We start from the raw sequence: 16,681 nt of genomic DNA, 5'->3' as shown, positions 1-16,681 counted from the left end.
CGACTATGGACAATATTGTTTCCCTGTTGTGATACCAGCATTCCGCCTTACTGTCCAAGGAGAAGCGCGACCGCCCGGTTTTCTCCGCCGGCTCGTTCCCGGCCGTTCGTCGATTCGGCATTGTATGAGAACAATGCCGCTGCCAGTGGCTTTCTCGTGGAAAAATGTTTTGCTTGTTGCCGTTTTTCGTGAATTTTGTTCTTGAAGAGGGCGGTGCTTTTCCGGTACCGTCTTTTTAAGGTGACTTTTTCTTTTTTTCTGAGCGGAGGCCCCTGTTGATGCTTGATGACATCAGCTTGAACATACTGAAGATATTGCAGGAAAAGGCCCGCGTTCCCAATATCGATGTGGCCCGGCAGGTGGCAATGGCGCCTTCGGCGGTCCTGGAGCGCATCCGCAAGATGGAGCGCCAGGGGATCATCGACGGCTACGAGGTGCGGCTCAACCCGGCCCGGTTCAACCGCCGCCAGATCGCCTTCATCGAGATCCGCTCCCGCTCCGTGGGCGACCGTCCGGAAACCGGCGAAGCGCTGGCCGCCATCCCCGAGGTGCAGGAGGTGCACTACGTGGCCGGCGACGACTGCTATCTGGTCAAGGTGCGGGTGGCCGACACCACCGAGCTGGCGGCCCTCATCCGGGAAAAAATCGCTGTCATCGCGGAGGTCGCATCCACCAGAACCACGACCGTCCTGCACACCTACAAGGAAACCGCGCGCATCCCCATCCGCGCCTGACGCACACGAGGTCCATTCCCATGCCGATGTCCCAAACCTTCAAAGACCGTCTCTTTCCCCATCTTTCGGCCATCGTCGCCCAGTACGGCACCCCTTTCCACATCTACGACGAGGCTGGCATTCGCGAAACCGGCCGCCGGCTCACGGAGGCCTTTGCCGATATCCCCGTGTTTCGCGAGTATTACGCGGTCAAGGCCCTGCCCAACCCCTCGGTTATGGCCCTGATGCGGGACATGGGCTTCGGCTTCGACTGCAGCTCGGCCACCGAGCTGACGCTGGCCCGGCGCCTGGGGACCAGCGGCGACGACATCATGTTCACCTCCAACAACACCAGCCCGGCCGATTTCGCCGCCGCGGCGGCCGAGGGTGGCTGCATCCTCAACCTGGACGACATCAGCCTGATCGACAAGGTGCCGCAGATGCCGGAGCTGATCTGCTTCCGCTACAATCCCGGCAACCGCCGCACGGGCAACGACATCATCGGCAAGCCGGAGGAGGCCAAGTACGGGGTCAGCCACGAGCAGATCGTCGAGGCCTACCGCCGGGCGCAGGCCAGGGGCGCGAAACGGTTCGGCCTGCACACCATGCTGGCCTCCAACGAACTCCACTACAGCTACATGGTGCAGACCGCGGCCATGCTGCTGGAACTGGTGGAAACCATCCATGCGGCGCTCGGCATCGACTTCGAATTCATCAATATCGGCGGCGGGCTGGGCATTCCCTACCTGCCGGATATCGATCCCCTGAACATCCAGGCCATGGGCGAGGAGATCACCGCCCTGTTCGTCGATTTCAAGGACCGCAACGGCTACTGCCCGGCCCTGTTCATGGAGAGTGGCCGCTACATGACCGGCCCGCACGGGGTGCTGGTGACCCGCGCCATCAACCGCAAGGAGATTTACCGCACCTACGTCGGCGTCGACGCCTGCATGTCGGCCCTGATGCGGCCCGCCCTCTACGGCGCCTATCACCATATCGAGGTGCTGGGCAAGGACGGCAGCGCCGGCACCGAGGTGGTCGACGTGGTCGGCTCGCTGTGCGAGAACAACGACAAGTTCGCCGTGCAGCGGCAACTGCCTCCCATCGTCGACGGCGACATCCTCGTCATCCAGGATTCCGGCGCCCACGGTCATGCCATGGGGTTCAACTACAACGGCAAGCTCCGGCCCCAGGAACTGCTCCTCGCCCAGGACGGCATGGTGCGGCTCATCCGCCGCGAGGAGCGGCCCGAGGACTATTTCGCCACCCTGCAGTTCGAGGACAAGGTGCTGCGGTTGTGAGAGGGAACCCGTGAACCTGCTGCTGCTCGATCCCGCCGAACTCGATGGCGGCGGCGTGCGCCTTGCTGGCCGCCGGGCCGAACATCTGCTGCGGGTGCTCAAGGTGGCGGTGGGCGACGCGGTGCGGGTGGGGGTGATCGGCGGCCAGATGGGCCGTGGCCGGGTAACGGCCATCGAAGAGGAAACGGTGCGCCTGGCCGTGGAACTTATGCGGGAGCCGGACCGCGACCTGCACCTCGAACTGATCCTGGCCCTGCCCCGGCCGATCATGCTCCAGCGCATCCTCAAGCAGGCCACGGTGCTGGGCGTGCGGCGCTTTCATCTCATCCGCTCGCGCCGGGTGGAGAAATCCTTTTTCCACAGCCCGGTGCTGGCCCCGGACAAGATCCGCAGCCTGCTTCTGGAGGGCATGGAACAGGCTATGGACACCTGGCTGCCCGAGGTTTGCATCCACCCGCAGTTCAAGCCCTTTGTCGAGGACGTCCTGCCCGGCCTCGAAGGTCAGGGGTTGATCGCCCATCCCGGAGTGGACGGCACCGTGGCCGGGCTGCCGCTGTCCGGCCGGCCGGGGCAGCGGCTTCTGCTCGCGGTCGGTCCCGAGGGCGGCTGGTCCGACTACGAACTCGGCCGGTTCCTCGCTTGCGGCTTCTACGGCTTTGCCATGGGCAGCCGCATCCTCCACGTCGACACCGCCGTGGTCAGCCTGCTCGCCCAGATACAGCTCCTCTACGATCTGCGCAAACGCTGAGCCAGCTTGCCGGTCAGCAGGGTGAACTCCGGCAGGCGCAGCGCTTGCAGGCTCACCGCGTAAATCGCCACCGCCACCCCGATCAGTACAGCCAGCGCCCCGAGCTGCGCCGGCACCGCGCCCTGCAGCCAGGGGGCGAGCAGGCGCCCCAGTCCCCAGATGCCGGCGCACATCAAACCGGTGGCCGCCACGATTTTCGCCACGCCCCGCAAGAGATACCCCAACGGATAGCCCTCCAGTTTCCGGTAGAGCACCACGCCCAGAAAGAGAAAGTTGAGGATCATGGCGCAGGAGGTGGACAGCGCGATGCCCCGGTGCTGGAGTGCGTCGATCACCAGGACGATGGTGCCGATGTTGGCCGCCACGCCGAGGAAGCTGCCGATCACGGGATAGCGGGTGGTGTTGATGGCGTAGAACACCGGCACCATCACCTTGATGGCCGAATAGGCGAAGAGGCCGATGGCGTAGTAGGTGAGGGCGTCGGCGGTCTGGATGGTATCGGCGGCGGTGAAGGCGCCGTGCTCGAAAATCAGGCGGATGATCGGCTGGGCGAGCAGCACCAGACCGGCGGTGGCGGGAACAGCCAGGGCGAAGACCAGCACCAGCGAGGAGGTGAAGGTCTGCTTGAGGCTGGCCAGGTCCTTCTGCGCCGCCTGTTTGGCCAGAACCGGCATCACCGCGATCGACAGGGCCACGCCGAAGACGCCGATGGGCAGCTGCACCAGGCGGAAGGCGTAGTTGAGCCAGGAGACCGAGCCCTCGGCGCAGGAGGCGGCGAAGTTGGTGTTGACGAAGATGTTGATCTGGGTGGCCGACAGGCCGATGGTGGCCGGCAGCATGAGCAGGAGGATGCGCCGTAGCCCCGGATCGAGCGGGTTGCAGGCGAAGCGGAACCGGAAGCCGACCTTGAACAGGGTCGGCACCTGCATCAGCAGTTGGAGCAGGCCGCCGATCAGGGTGCCCCAGGCCATGCCGGCGATGGCCGGCTGGCCGAAGCGAGGGAAGAGCCAGGCCAGGAACAGGCCGCCGACAATCGAGCCGAGGTTGAAGAAGGTGGACGACATCGCCGGCACGAAAAACCGGCCCTTGGTATTGAGAATGCCCATCACCACCGCCGCCAGCGAGACAAAGAGCAGAAAGGGCATCATGATTTGGGTGAGCTGGACGGTCAGCTCGGTCTTGCCGGCGATCAGCCCGAAATCCGGGGCGAGCAGGTTGACGACCGGCTCGGCCCAGTAGATGCCGGCCAGGGTGAGGGCGCTGATCAACAGGGTGAAAAAGACGAGGACATTGCTCGCCAGGCGCCAGGTGGCCTCGGCGCCCCGGTTGGTGCTGTAGTCGGTGAACACGGTGACAAAGGCGGCGGAGAGCGCCCCTTCGGCAAAGAGATCGCGCAGCAGGTTGGGGATGCGGAAGGCGACGACAAAGGCGTCGATGGCAAAGCCGGCGCCGAACAGGCCGGCGAAGACCTGCTCGCGGATGAGGCCGAGCACCCGGCTGCACATCATGGCAACGGAAACCGCGCCGGCGGAACGGGCGATTTTTCCGGTGGATTCGGCTGGTTGCGCTGCTGGTTCGATGGTCATCGTTTGTTCAGTGTTTCAGCAGGTTATCGCTTGACTTTGCAATCTTAATACGAATATAACAAGGGCTCGTTTGTGCGGAGTCGATGGTTACCACTCCTGCCGCGAAAGCGCGAGGGCTTTTCTTCGGTTTTCGGGCGGCACGATGCCAGCCCCGCGAACGTCAGCCGGCGACAATCCGTGTCAGCCATATCCATTGCGTTTCGGAACTCGAAATGCCGTTCGCACGGCAGGGTGCGAACGGCCCTGTTCACCGTGAACGCCGATACAACCGTTGCACTCACTGGAGGACTCCATGCAGGACGTACAGCACATCAGGAATGTGGTTTTTCTCGGCCATGGCAACAGCGGTAAATCCTCTCTTGCCGAGGCCCTTCTGTTTACCGCCGGTTCCCTGAAGCGGCTGGGCAAGGTGGATGACGGCACCTCTTCCATGGATTTCGAGCCGGAAGAGACCAAGCGCAAGATCTCCATCGGTGCGGCCTTCAACCAGTTGAGCTGGCAGAAAAACGATGTGTACCTCATCGACACCCCCGGTGACGACAACTTTTTCAACGAGACCCGCTTCGCCGCCCAGGTAGCCGACAGCGCTATCCTCACCGTGGGCGCGGTCATGGGCGTGCGGCCGCAGACCGAGAAATTCGTCGACCTGATCAAGGAACACAGCCTGCCCTGCCTGATCTGCGTCACCAAAATGGACCGGGAGCGCGCCAATTTCCAGAAGACGGTGGACGGCATCAAGGAGGCCACCGGCCTCAATCCGGTGGTGCTCTACCTGCCCATCGGCGCCGAGGACCAGTTCAAAGGCGTGGTCGACATCCTGGCCAACAAGGCCCTGCTGTTTGTCGACGGCAGGGCCGAGGCCGGGCCGGTGCCGGCGGATTTGGCCGACGAGGTGGCCGGCCGGCGCGAGGCCCTGATGGAGAGCGTCGCCGAAACCGACGACGAGCTGATCGAAAAATTCCTCGAGGAAGGCACCCTGAGCGACGAGGAACTGCAAACCGGGCTGGCCAGGGCCATCATGGAGGCCAAAATCGCCCCGGTCTGCGCCTGCGCCGCGCTGATCAACAAGGGCTCCGGCGTGGTGCTCGATACCATCGTCAATCTGCTGCCCTCGCCCGATCGGCGGCCCGCGCGGGTCGGCACCAACCCCAAGACCAAGGATGCCGTCGAGCGCCCCGGTACCGCCGATGCGCCGTTTTCGGCCTTGGTGTTCAAGACCATGGCCGATCCGTTCGCCGGCCGCCTGACCATTTTCCGCGTCTTCTCCGGCACCCTCAAGGGCGACAGCTTCTACAACGCCTCCAAGGCCACCTCCGAGCGGTTCGGCCAGCTCTACATCATGGCCGGCAAGGAGCAGAAACCGGTGGAGCAGGCCGTGCCCGGCATGGTGGTGGCAGTGGCCAAACTCAAGGAAACCACCACCGGCGACACCCTCTGCGAGGAGGCCAACCAAATCATCTACCCCATGGTCGAGCCGCTGCCCACGGTGATTTCCTATGCGGTCAGCGCCAAGAAAGGGGACGAGGAGAAGCTCTTCTCCTCCATCACCCGCCTGCTCGACGAGGACCTGACCCTGAAACTCACCCGCGAGCAGCAGACCCACGAAACGCTCATTGCCGGCGTCGGCCAGGTGCACCTCGAAGTGGTCGGCGAGAAGATCAAGCGCAAATTCGGCGTTGAAATGGAACTGCGGCCGCCGCGCATCCCCTACCGCGAGACCCTGAAAGGCAAGGTTACGGTCCAGGGCAAGCACAAGAAGCAATCCGGCGGCCGGGGCCAGTTCGGCGACTGCACCATCGAGATGGAGCCGCTGCCCCGCGGCGAGCATTTCCAATTCCTGGACAAGATCGTCGGCGGCGTCATTCCCCAGCAGTACCGCCCGGCGGTGGAGAAGGGCATCCTCGAGGCCATGGAGCGGGGCGTCATCGCCGGCTATCCCTTCGTCGACCTCAAGGTCAGCCTGATCGACGGCTCCTACCACACCGTCGACTCCTCGGAAATGGCGTTCAAGGTGGCGGGATCGCTGGCCTTCAAGAAGGGCGTGGTCCAGGCCAACCCGGTGCTGCTGGAGCCGATCATGGAGGTGGAGGTGCGGGTGCCCAAGGATTTCGTCGGCGATGTCATGGGCGATCTCAACAGCCGGCGCGGCCGGGTGCTCGGCATGGACTCGACGGACAAGTACGAGATCATCAATGCCCATGTGCCCCAGGCCGAAATCCTGCTCTACGCCCTTGACCTCACCTCGATGACCGGCGGCCGCGGCACCTTCCTGACCAAATTCTCCCACTACGAGGAGGTGCCGGCCCAGATCGCCGAAAAGATCATCGCCGAGTTCAAGGAGCAGGCGGAGGAATAGTGGGCGCCTCTCCCCGAACCTACCGCTGCGGCGTCCTGACCCTGAGCGACAAGGGGGCGCGCGGCGAGCGCGAGGACACCAGTGGCCCCCGCATCCGGGAAATGCTGCTTGCGGCGGGGTATGAGGTGGCGGAATATCAGCTCCTGCCCGACCGGCAGGAGCTGATCGAAGAGACTCTGAAAATTTGGACGGATGACCTCGGGCTCGATCTAATCGTCACCACCGGCGGCACCGGCGTGGCGCCCAGCGACCGGACCCCGGAGGCCACCATGGCGGTGATCGAGCGTGAGGTGCCGGGACTGGCCGAGGCCATGCGCATGGCCAGCCTCCGGAAAACGGTGCAGGCGGTCTGGTCGCGCGGCATTGCCGGCATTCGCGGCGGCTGTCTGATCCTCAACCTGCCCGGCAGCCGCCGGGCAGCGGCAGAAAATCTGGAGGCAGTGCTGCCGGCTCTGGGCCACGGCCTGGAGAAGCTGCAAGGCGGCGAAGCCGACTGCGGCCAGTAACCACGCTGGCAGATTATTCCAGGACCCTTTAAAAGACCACCTTCAATCGGCCGGCAAAAGGGCCGTCTTTTCCATGCGCCATTCCCGCCTCCGGGAGTGGCGTTTCTTTTTGCCGATGATCTTCGGACGTCGGTCTCTTCTCATCCGGCAGGAATCTTTGCTGCCCAATCTGTCCTAGCGACGAACTCTTCAGGCACGGCCGAAAAGTTCATCTTGTCCGGCACCAGTAATCGCAAAAGAGGGTGCCGGCAGTGCCGGTTGCACCCCCTTTTCTGCATCTGATTTCCTTTGCTCTTTTTGCGACACGTTTCCGGTGGCGCGCGCATTTTTTTCCTGCCCAACAAGCCAATGATTGCAATGCCTCCGGGATAACTCGCTGTTTTTGCATGGAGAAAAAGTGTTCTTGCGATTGATTTCAAAATTGAAATCAGCTACAGTCGTTGTCATTGGCGTTCATTTCCACCGCTGACTGCGAGGCAAAAAGCACCTGCGTGGGGAGTGTTCGATGGGTCCTCTTCCGCATGGAGCATTCCGGCTGCCGGGTCGGTCGGTGACAAGGAAATGGTCATGGAAAGCAGCAGGGCCGGTTGCCGCCGGGTTAAGAGAAGCCCGGCTTTGTGCTTGCCCTGGCAAAGGATGGTTGTGTTTGTCCTGCTGTCGGGTTGTTTTGCCTCTTCCTGGGCGTTTGCGGCCGAACCGCTGGATCGAGCCAGCCAGGAGTTGCTGCGCCAGCAGGAGCGCGAGCAGGTTTTACGCCGACAACAGGAACAGACGCCCGATGTCCGCTTGCAGCCGTCGCTCTCCGCTGCGAGCGGACGGCTGCCCAATGAAGAATCGCCCTGTTTCCGGATCGACCGCATCCTGCTGACCGGCGAATATGCCGAACGCTTCCAGTGGACCCTTGCCTTCGCGGACCGGACCGACGATGGCGCCAGCGATCCGGCCCTGCATCGCTGTCTGGGAACCGACGGCATCAACCTGGTGATGCGGCGCATCCAGAACGCGATTATCACCCGTGGCTTCGTGACGACCCGGATCTTGGCCGAACCCCAGGATCTGTCCACAGGCACGCTCCGGCTCACCCTCATCCCCGGCCGCATCCGCGCCATCCGTTGTGCCGAGGGCACCGAATCGCGGGCCACGCTGTGGAACGCACTGCCCGCCGGTCCCGGCGACCTGCTTAACCTGCGCGATATCGAGCAGGCCCTGGAAAATTTCAAACGGCTCCCCACGGCCGACGCCGACATCCGCATCGCGCCGGCCGAAGGAGAGGGCGCCGGTCCCGGCGACAGCGACCTGATCATTGCCTGGAAGCAACGATTTCCCATCAGAATCACGCTCTCTGCCGACGATTCCGGCACCAAGGCCACAGGAAAGTATCAGGGCACGGCCACCTTTTCCTGGGACCATTTCCTGACCCTCAACGATATGGCGTACGTGAGCCTCAACCACGACATCGGCAACGGCGATTCCGGAGAACGGGGTACCGAGGGCGGCGTTGCCCACTACTCAGTGCCGCTGGGATACTGGCTGCTCGGCCTGACCGCCAGCCGGAACGACTATCATCAGTCGGTTGCGGGCGCCAGCCAGACCTACCTGTACAGCGGCGAGAGCGACAACGGCAGCCTCGAACTCTCGCGCCTCGTGTACCGCGACGATGTCCGCAAGGCCACGGTTTCACTGGGCGGCTGGACGCGCTCGTCGAAGAACTTCATCGACGACACCGAGATCGAAGTCCAGCGCCGGCGCATGGCCGGGTGGGAGATGGGGGCGAACTATCGTCAATTCATTGATAGCGGCGTCTTCGAGCTGCACCTCGGCTACAAACGGGGCACCGGCGCCCTGGATGCCTTGCCCGCCCCGGAGGAACCATTCGGCGAAGGCACCTCCCGGCCGGAAATACTGACGGCGGCGGCACAGTTGATGCTGCCGTTCACGCTTGGATCGCAACGGTTCCGCTACCTGGGCGAAGCGCGAGGGCAATGGCACGGCACGCCACTGGTGCCCCAGGACCGTTTCGCCATCGGCGGCCGCTATACCGTGCGCGGGTTTGACGGCGAGTATAGCCTGCTGGCCGAACGGGGCTGGCTGGTGCGCAACGATCTCGGCTGGGGCATCGGCACGACCGGGCAGGAACTGTACGTCGGGCTCGACCACGGCGAGGTGGGCGGACCCGGCAGCGACATCCTGGCGGGCAAGCGGTTGACCGGTGCAGTCCTCGGTCTGCGCGGTGGGTTTGGGGGCCTTGCCTACGATATTTTTCTCGGCGGGCCGCTGGCCAAACCGGAGGGCTTCACGACCGCCGATTGGGTGACCGGCTTCAGCCTGAGTTGGACCTTTTGAAGTGGTTTTATCGTGAATCGGACAGTGTCAAGGCCGTGCAGCCCATGGAAGGTGCTGCATCGGATCGCGGCAAGGAGCCGCGAAGGCAACAGTGACAAGACAAGCGGTGGAGGAGCGTTGATATGAACAGGCACTGCTATCGGATCATCTTCAACAGACAGCGCGGCCTGCTGATGGTCGTGGCTGAGATCGTACCAGGCCGGGGCAAGGCCGGCGGCAACGCCAGGAAAACCAGGGCGCGGTCCGTATCCAGCCGGCATGGCGCGTGGGCCGCTCTGATGCCGGTTGTGCGCGCGGCCGTCGGGACCATGCTGGCGCTGGGCTGCTGTTCCGTGGCCCAGGCCCGGATCGTGGCCGATCCGGCGGCACCCGGCAACCAGCGCCCCACCGTGCTGGCGGCCCCGAACAACGTGCCGTTGGTCAACATCCAGACCCCGAGCAAGGCCGGAGTCTCGCGCAATACCTATTCCCGGTTCGATGTCGAAGAACAGGGGGCCATTCTCAACAACAGCCGGACCAGTACCCAGACCCAGCTCGGCGGGTGGGTGGAGGGCAACCCGTGGCTGGCCGCGGGAAGCGCGAAGATCATCCTCAACGAGATCAACAGCAGCGACCCCAGCCGGCTGGACGGCTTCGTCGAGGTCGCCGGGCAGCGCGCCGAAGTGGTGATCGCCAATCCGGCCGGTATCAAGGTGGACGGCGGCGGGTTCATCAATGCGTCCCGCGCCACCCTCACCACTGGTTCGCCCGTGGTCGACAACGGCAACCTAGCCGGTTACCAGGTCCGGGGCGGCCGGATCACGGTCGAGGGCAGGGGGTTCGATACCAGCACCGCCGATTATACCGATCTGATTGCGCGCGCCGTCGAGGTCAACGCCGGTCTCTGGGCCAGGGAACTCAAGGTGACGGCGGGCGCCAACCAGGTGGATGCCGAGCACATCATGGCAACGCCGATCGCGGGCAACGGACCCGCTCCGGCCTTGGCCATCGATACGGCCCAACTCGGCGGCATGTATGCCGGCAAGATCACCCTGGTCGGCACCGAGGCGGGCGTGGGGGTGCGCAACAGCGGCGAGATCGGTGCCGGCGCGGGCGAAATCGTGGTTACTGCCGACGGCCGGCTGGAGAACAGCGGCCGGATTACCGGCACTGCCGGGGTGAGGGTCGACAGCGCCGCCGGCATCGCCAACAGCGGCACCGTCTTCACCCAGGGCGATGCAGTCCTGAGCACTCGCGGCGACATCGTCAACAGCGGCGTGGTCGCCGCCCAAAAGAATACCTCGCTGGCAGCCACCGGCGCGGCCAGCGCCATCACCTCCACCACGGACTCGGTATTGGCAGCCGGCGTGCAGGACGACGGCAATCTGGGGGCAAGCGGGGACTTGACGGTCCGGGCCACGCGGCAGGTGACCGCCCAGGGCAGGAACCTGGCCGGCGGCGAGTTGACCGTGAGCGGCCGCAGCCTGGATCTCGCCGGCAGCCGGACCAGCAGCGAAAATATCGGGCTCAGCGCTGCCGCCGGTGATCTCGATCTCAGCGATGCCAGCGTTGCCGCCGGCAACCGGCTGATCGCGAGTGCCGGCCAGACCCTGCGCACCGACAGGGCCGTGGTTTCGGCCACCTGGATGAGTCTGGGCGCCGACGACCTCTCCAATGTCATGGGCGAACTGGTCCAGGTCGGCGCCGGCAGCTTCGACCTCGCCCTGACCGGCGCCCTGGACAACAGCGGCGGCACGATCTCCGCCAATCAGGACCTTCGCGTCAGGGTGGGGGAGGATTTCCGGAACATTCAGGGTTCACTGGCTGCCAACGGCCGGATCGACCTCGGTGCCGGCACGATCGACAACCGCAGCGGCACCATCGGTTCAGGCCAAGGCGGGGTGGATCTGGCCGCCCTGGCCGGCAGTCTGGACAACAGCGGCGGCACGATCTCCGCCAATCAGGGCCTTCGCGTCAGGGTGGGGGAGGATTTCCGGAACATTCAGGGGTTGCTAGCTGCCAACGGCCAAGTCGACCTCGGTGCCGGCACGATCGACAACCGCAGCGGCACCATCGGTTCAGGCCAAAGCGGTGTGGATCTGGCCGCCCTGACCGGCAGTCTGGACAACAGCGGCGGCCGCATCGAGGCAGCGGGAGCGTTCAGCCTTGCCTCTTTGGGCCTGACGAACGTGGACGGGGTGCTTTTCGGCAGCAGCCTGCATCTCGACAGCCAGGGCCGCGCCTTCGACAACACCCGCGGCCTGGCGATCGCCACCGGCGGCAGCGACACCGGCGCATTCATCCTCGACAGCGGCACCCTGATCAACGAGGCCGGTTTGCTCCAGGCCAAGGGGCAGTTGACCATCGACACCCACGGCCGGAACTTGCGCAACACCCATTCCGGTGCGACCGGCGGCATCGTCGGCCAGGCCGACATCAACCTGTTCACCGGCGATGTCGACAATGCCGCCGGTTTCATCGGCGCTGGCGGCGGTATCGACATCGTTGCCGCGCATATCGCCAATACCGGCAGCGGCACGATCGTCGGCAGCGGCGCGCTAACCCTGAGCGGCACCGGCCTGGACAATCGAGGAGGCCAGATTCAGGTCATGGGCGAGGTCGACCTCACCCTTGGCGGAGAGTTGAACAACACCGCCGGCCTGGTGCGTTCCGGCCAGACCCTGAGCGTGGCTGCCCGCAGTCTTGTCAACGCCGATACCCAGGGCACGGACCGGGGACTCGAAGGCAAGGATGTCCGGGTGACCGCGTCCACGCTGAACAACCGCTACGGTGCCATCCGCGCCGACCGCGACGCCACGCTCACCATCGGCACCGCTCTCGACAATACGGTCGGTCTGGTCAGTGCGGGCCTGATCGCCTCCCTGCGCGATTTGGCGGCGGTGCGGACCCTTGCGATCGTCAACAGCGGCGGCACCCTGATCGGCGGCCAACTGCTGCGCATCGACAGCGCAACGCTGGGCGGCGACGGCAACCTGTTCAGCAGGGGCGACCTTGAGATCGCGCTTACGGATAACTACCTGCACACCGGCCAGTTGCAGGCAAACGGCAGCGCCCGCCTTGTCACCGCCGGCACGCTGACCAACCGATCGGCGATGTCGGCGGGGCAAACCCTGACCGTGCGGGCCGCCGGCATCGACAACCAGGCGGACGGCAGTCTGGCCGCCATGCGGACCGACCTGGAGACGGCCGGCAGCCTGACCAATCGCGGCCTGATCGACGGCACGGAGACCTGGCTGATCGCCTCGACCCTGAACAATCTCGGCACCGGCCGCATGTACGGGGACTTTCTGGCCATCGGCGCCACCACTTTGTACAATGGGCCTGAAAACGGGACAGCGCCGGTCATCGCCGCCCGGGAGCGGCTCGACATCGGCGCGGCCGTCATCGAGAACCGCGAACACGCCCTGCTGTTCAGCGTCGGCGACATGGCCATCGGCGGCGGCCTCGATGCCGACCGCCGGGCCACCGGCCGGGCCGCTGTTCTGACCAATGCCAGCGCCACCATCGAGGCCTTGGGGAACCTGGCGATCGGCGCAGAACGGCTCGACAATACCAACGAGCATTTCGGCACCGAGGACGTGCAGGTTTCCAGCCAATACGTGGAGGAGTTCCAGCCGTTGGGATCCGGCAGCCATTATCGTTCGCCAGAGGCGGTGCACCGTATCTGCCATCCGTATCACTGCGTCGATACGCCGGAAGGCACGGCCTATAATTTCTACCGCTACAAAATCACCGAGACGATCACCGAGACCAGGGTAACCGAGTCCGATCCCGCCCAGATCCTGGCCGGAGGAGCCATGGTTTTCGATGCCGGCGACGTGCTGAACGACAAAAGCCGGATCATCGCCGGCGGCGCCATCGGCGGTACGATCGGCTCGCTGACCAACAACGAGGCAACGGGCGAGCGGGTTATCAGCGCCAGCGGCGTGGTCGGCTACTATTCGCTGGACAGCGACCACGGCAATACCGACATCCCGGAGAACGGCGAAAACGGGGGATGGCGGAGCTATGATCCGGCGCCTGTCGTGCAGACGATCACGCTCGATGCCATGGCCTACCGGCAGAACACCGCGCCCGGCGGCACCGGCACCGGCATTGGCGGGCTGGTCACGGACACGGTCGCGCAAACGCCCGGCGGTTCCGGTCCGGTCAACCACGCCGTTGCCGGTGGCCGGATCGTCACCCCCGTCGTGCAGGTGGCGGCCCTCACCGGCAACGGCGTGGTTGCCACGGGCGGCATCGACACCAGGGTGCCGAACAACAGCCTGTTCGTGGTCCGGTCGAACCCCGGCAGTTCCTATCTGGTGGAGACCGATCCCCGTTTCGCCGATTACCGCCAATGGCTCAGTTCCGATTATCTGCTCGATGCCCTGGCCACGGACCCGGCTCTCACCCAGAAACGGCTGGGCGACGGCTTCTACGAACAGAAACTGATCCGCGACCAGATAGCGCAGCTGACCGGCCGCCGGTTTCTGGACGGGTATGCCGGCGACGAGGAGCAATACCGGGCGCTGATGGACAACGGCGCCACCTTTGCCGAAGCGTACGGCCTGCGCCCCGGCGTGGCGCTGACCGCGGAGCAGATGGCGCAACTGACCAGCGATATCGTGTGGCTGGTGGCGGAAACCGTGGTCCTGCCGGACGGGACCACCACCGAGGTGTTGGTGCCGCAGGTGTACGTGCGGGTGCAGGCGGGGGACTTGCAGGCATCGGGCGCGCTGATCGCGGGAGACAGCATCGATCTCAGGCTCGAGGGCGATCTCACCAACTCCGGCACCATCGCGGGCCGCGACATCGTGGCCCTGACCGCGGACAACGTCCGCAACCTGGGCGGCCGGATCATGGGAAACGATGTAGGCATCCAGGCCCGGATGGATCTGGACAACCTGGGCGGGACCGTTGCGGCCGAAAACAGCCTGACCGTCCTGGCTGGCCGGGATCTCACCCTGATGACCACCACCCGGACCCAGGAAAGCAGCCAGGGCAGCCGCACCAACATCGACCGGGTTGCCGGATTGTACGTAACCGGCGGCAGCGGCAACCTGACCGCGGCGGCCGGGCGGGACCTCACCCTGAGCGGGGCTGTGGTGAGCCATGCCGGCACCGGTGCCACCACGCTGCATGCCGGCCGCGACCTCCAGTTGGCCACGGTGCGGGAGGCAGCGAATGCGACTGTTGTCTGGGACGCGGACAACTTCCACCGGGAGGCCAGCCACACCGACCTCGGCACCGTCGTGCAGACCCGGGGCGACCTGTACATGCATGCGGGCAACGACCTGACCCTGAAGGCGGCCACCGTCACCTCTGATCAGGGCGCGGTGGTGGCCATGGCCGGCCGGGATGTCACCCTGAGCGCCGGCGAGGGGTACGTGTATGCCGACGATGCCCACAAGGTCACGAAATCAAGCATGTTTTCCAGCACGACCACCATCACCCGCGACACGCTGGAGCAGACGAGCGCCCTGGGGACGACCTTGTCGGGTGAGACCGCCACGGTGATGGCCGGCCGGGACCTCACCGTGTTCGGGAGCAATGTCGTCAGCACCAGCGGCACGGGATTGTTTGCCGGCGAGGACATCGTTATCCAGGCGGCCACCGACACCAGCACCGAAGAACATTTCAGGTCTGTGAAGAAATCCGGGTTGTTGAGTTCCGGCGGCATTGGTTTCACCATCGGCAGCCAGGAGCAGTCGCTGGACCAGCAGGGCACCCGGACCAGCGCGGTGGCCTCGACCATCGGCAGCATGGCAGGAGGCGTGACCATCGCGGCGGGAGGAGAGTACCGCCAGATCGGCAGTCATGTCCTCGCTCCCCAGGGAGATATCGATATTGCCGCGCGGCGGATAGAGATCGTGGAGGCACGGGAGACCAGCACAAGCCGCACCGAGACGAAATTCAGGCAGAGCGGCCTGTCGGTGGGCCTGAGCACTCCGGTGCTCACCGCCCTGCAGACAGGCGAGCAGATGGCTGAGTCGGCCAAGGACACCAAGGACGTGCGGATGCAGGCCCTGGCCGGGGCTGCGACGGGACTGGCGGCGATGAACGCCTACGACGCGGTTGTCACCAGTCCCGATCAGGCGGGCGGGATCAATGTCAACATCAGCCTCGGCACCAGCAAGAGCCAAAGCATCGCCAATCAGTGGAGCGATACCGCCGCCGGTTCGATGGTGGCTGCGGGCGGCAATGTTCGTATCCGTGCCACCGGAGGTGGTGTCGACAGCGATTTGACCATCAGGGGTTCCGAGGTGAGCGGCGGCAACGCCGTCATCCTCCAGGCGGACGACGCGATCAGCTTTTTGGCGGCTAAAAACAGCGCCGCGCTGCACAGCACCAACTCCAGCAGCAACGGCAGCATCGGGGTGGCCGTCGGCTCGGGCGGTGTCGGAGTGGCGGCGAGTGGCAGTTGGGGCAAGGGCAATGCGGACGGCGACGACGTCATCTACACGAACACGCACGTGACCGCGGGCAACACGGTGAGTATGGAGTCCGGCGGCGACACCAGGCTTGCCGGTGCGGTGGTCTCCGGCAACCGGGTCGTTGCCGAGGTGGGCGGCGATCTCAGCATCGAGAGCCTGCAGGGCACGAGCGTCTACAATGCCAGTCAAAAAAATGTGGGTGGTAGCCTGACCGTGGGCGCGGGCATGGTGGGCGGTAACGTCAGCTATAACAGGAGCACAATCAATAGCGATTACGCCAGCGTTGCGGAGCAATCGGGAATCAGGACCGGCGACCAGGGTTTTTCCGTCCGCGTCCGGGGCAACACCGATCTGACCGGCGGGGTGATCGCCTCCACGGATGCGGCGGTTGTCGCCGGCCGGAACAGCTTTGCCACCTCGGGCCTGACCATGCGGGATATCGAGAACAGGGCCGAGTATGATGCCAAGGGCGTGGGCGTCAACGTGGGTAAGGGCTGGAGTCCCAGCGGCGAGCTTGTCCCACAGGGCACCGGCGCGGGTATCGGCGAGGATAGCGGCTCCGCCGCCTCCGTCACCAGAAGCGGCATTTCGGGCATCGCCGGCAACACCGATGTCCGCGCCAATGACGCCGAAACAGGGATCAAGCCGATCTTCGATGCGGAAAAGGTGCAGAAGGAGATCGACGCCCAGGTGGCGATTACGCAAAAATTTA

The 16,681-nt window shown here is 64.9% G+C and carries 9 protein-coding genes; 7 read left to right on the top strand and 2 right to left on the bottom strand.

Annotated features, from left to right (window positions below; all coding sequences use genetic code 11):
• Positions 1 to 278: 278 nt before the first annotated feature.
• The 3 genes from Q362_RS0115175 to Q362_RS0115165 are packed head-to-tail and all read left to right on the top strand — an operon-like array spanning position 279 to position 2,762.
• Positions 279 to 734, top strand: a complete 456-nt coding sequence (locus tag Q362_RS0115175) for an Lrp/AsnC family transcriptional regulator (RefSeq protein ID WP_028319372.1) — start codon at positions 279 to 281, stop codon at positions 732 to 734.
• A 20-nt stretch (positions 735 to 754) separates the two neighbouring features.
• Positions 755 to 2,014: a diaminopimelate decarboxylase gene (locus tag Q362_RS0115170; protein ID WP_028319371.1), complete on the top strand. Its 1,260-nt coding sequence runs from the start codon at positions 755 to 757 to the stop codon at positions 2,012 to 2,014.
• 10 nt (positions 2,015 to 2,024) lie between these two features.
• Complete coding sequence (locus tag Q362_RS0115165) at positions 2,025 to 2,762, top strand: 16S rRNA (uracil(1498)-N(3))-methyltransferase (protein ID WP_028319370.1); 738 nt, start codon at positions 2,025 to 2,027, stop codon at positions 2,760 to 2,762.
• On the opposite strand, the gene murJ is transcribed toward Q362_RS0115165, so the two are convergent.
• Positions 2,741 to 4,348, bottom strand: a complete 1,608-nt coding sequence (gene murJ / locus Q362_RS0115160; RefSeq protein WP_051554376.1) for a murein biosynthesis integral membrane protein MurJ — start codon at positions 4,346 to 4,348, stop codon at positions 2,741 to 2,743. The two genes, Q362_RS0115165 and murJ, sit on opposite strands and share 22 nt — an antisense overlap.
• Positions 4,349 to 4,640: 292 nt before the next feature.
• On the opposite strand from murJ, the gene fusA reads away from it, so the two are divergent.
• Together fusA and Q362_RS0115150 are read left to right on the top strand one after the other, a co-directional pair.
• Positions 4,641 to 6,704: an elongation factor G gene (gene fusA / locus Q362_RS0115155; protein ID WP_028319368.1), complete on the top strand. Its 2,064-nt coding sequence runs from the start codon at positions 4,641 to 4,643 to the stop codon at positions 6,702 to 6,704.
• Positions 6,704 to 7,210, top strand: coding sequence for a MogA/MoaB family molybdenum cofactor biosynthesis protein (locus tag Q362_RS0115150; RefSeq protein WP_035216996.1), 507 nt, complete (start codon positions 6,704 to 6,706; stop codon positions 7,208 to 7,210). Before fusA ends, Q362_RS0115150 begins: the two co-directional genes overlap by 1 nt.
• Positions 7,211 to 7,399: 189 nt before the next feature.
• On the opposite strand, the gene Q362_RS23765 is transcribed toward Q362_RS0115150, so the two are convergent.
• Entirely contained in the window at positions 7,400 to 7,657 is a 258-nt protein-coding gene (locus Q362_RS23765; protein WP_157470181.1) for a hypothetical protein, read from the bottom strand.
• 189 nt (positions 7,658 to 7,846) lie between these two features.
• On the opposite strand from Q362_RS23765, the gene Q362_RS0115145 reads away from it, so the two are divergent.
• The gene (locus Q362_RS0115145) at positions 7,847 to 9,553 is read left to right on the top strand and encodes a ShlB/FhaC/HecB family hemolysin secretion/activation protein (protein ID WP_051554375.1); all 1,707 of its coding nucleotides are present in this window, start codon (positions 7,847 to 7,849) and stop codon (positions 9,551 to 9,553) included.
• Between the two features lie 122 nt (positions 9,554 to 9,675).
• On the top strand, positions 9,676 to 16,681 hold a 7,006-nt coding region (locus tag Q362_RS23760), incomplete at its 3' end, for a two-partner secretion domain-containing protein (protein ID WP_028319365.1).

Source organism: Desulfobulbus elongatus DSM 2908, from assembly GCF_000621145.1.
Taxonomy (GTDB): Bacteria; Desulfobacterota; Desulfobulbia; order Desulfobulbales; family Desulfobulbaceae; genus Desulfobulbus; species Desulfobulbus elongatus.
This window is presented reverse-complemented; position numbering and strand designations above follow the sequence as displayed.